This is a genomic window from Streptomyces sp. NPDC048484 (assembly GCF_040651415.1).
Taxonomy (GTDB): Bacteria; Actinomycetota; Actinomycetes; order Streptomycetales; family Streptomycetaceae; genus Streptomyces.
The window spans coordinates 1-1431 of sequence record NZ_JBEZJY010000146.1; the positions used below are offsets into that span (position 1 = coordinate 1).

Sequence of the window (1431 nt, forward strand, 5' to 3'; positions counted from 1 at the left end):
GAGGACTGCCTGCTTGTGCCCTTTGCCTTCGCTGCGCTTCCGGTCGTAATACGCCTTTGAGACCGGGCAGAACCGCGCACTTACCTGCGCGGACAGGAACATGGAGCGTTGGAGGCCGCGGTGGTAGCGCCTGGGTCTGCGCAGGTTGCCGCTGACGCTGCCGGAGTCCCAGGGCACGGGGGCGAGGCCGGCGAAGCCGGCCAGGCGGTCGGGGCTGCCGAAAGCGCTAAGGTCTCCGCCGGTCGCGGCGATGAACTCCGCCCCGAGAGTGGGGCCCATGCCGGGCAGGCTGAGGATCACCTCGGCGTCCTGGTGCCGGCGAAACCGGGCCTCGATCCGAGCGTCCAGTTCGGCGACTTCCTCATGGTGGGCCATCACCGCGCTCGCCTGTCGAGCGACGATCTCGGCCGCCAGCTGTTCGCCGGGTAACGCGGTCAGCTGGGCCCGGGCGGCTTCCGCAGCCCTGTGAGCGAGCGCGGCGGCATCTCTGACCTTGCGGTTTCGTAGCCAGGTCTCCAGTCGCTTGGCACCCATGTGCCGGATCGCTGCTGGGGTCTGATAGCCGGTCAGCAGCGTGATGGGGCCCTTCTTGGTCAGGTCCAGGGCCCGCTCCAGCGCGGGGAAGAACTCCAGGAGCTGGGCCCGCAGGCGGTTGATCTGCCGGGTGCGGTCGTAGACAAGGTCCAGGCGCCGGGCGGTGAGGAGACGCAGGTCGATGGCTATCTCGTCGCCCGGTCGCAGCATGCTCACGTCGCGTCGGACGCGGGCCTGGTCGGCGATGATGAAGGCGTCGCGGGCGTCGGTCTTGCCCTCGCCGCGGTAGGTGGCTGCCGCTTGGTGGACTGCCCGGCCGGTGAGGTAGGCGATCGGCTGGTCGTGGTTGAGCAGCAGGCCGATCAGGAGCGCGGCGATGCCGTGGTTGATGTCGACGGCCCACAGCACGTCGTCGGATATCTCCAGGACGTCGCCGAGGAGCTGGAGCAGCTCGGTCTCGTCGTTCTGGACGCGGCGGGAGAGCAGCCGTTCGCCCTCTGCGTTGATCACTACCGCGTGGTGATGCTTCTTGCCGATGTCCACACCGGCCCAGATCCCGGGCACGGTCACCTCCGCCAGCTCGTCGTCACTGTGGCCCCGCAGACGACCTCGCCGACGTTGTCTTACAACAGCGATCGAGTCGCGTTTCCCAATTGGTGGTCGAGTCGTCGCGGGGCTCCGGGCGGCCAAGTTTCCAAAGCCATACGAGCTGCAACAGGAAGCGAGCCATACCCGGAGTCCCTGGGGCCACCGATCCTACGAATGACCGGCTGATCCCCATGTGGAAAACGTAAGACAGGAAGTCACGGATTCCCGGCCGAAGCCCGCGCCGCGTAGCGGCACAGCAACGGAACGGAAGGCCAGAATCCTCGTGCTTCAGCACGAGGTACAAGTCAA

1 protein-coding gene is annotated in these 1431 nt (G+C 67.3%); it reads right to left on the reverse strand.

Going from position 1 to position 1431, the window contains the following annotated elements; translation table 11 throughout:
- Positions 1-1098, reverse strand: a 1098-nt coding sequence (locus AB0D14_RS44970; RefSeq protein WP_362791330.1) for an IS110 family transposase, incomplete at its 3' end; no start/stop codon positions are given.
- Between the last annotated feature and the right edge of the window lie 333 nt (positions 1099-1431).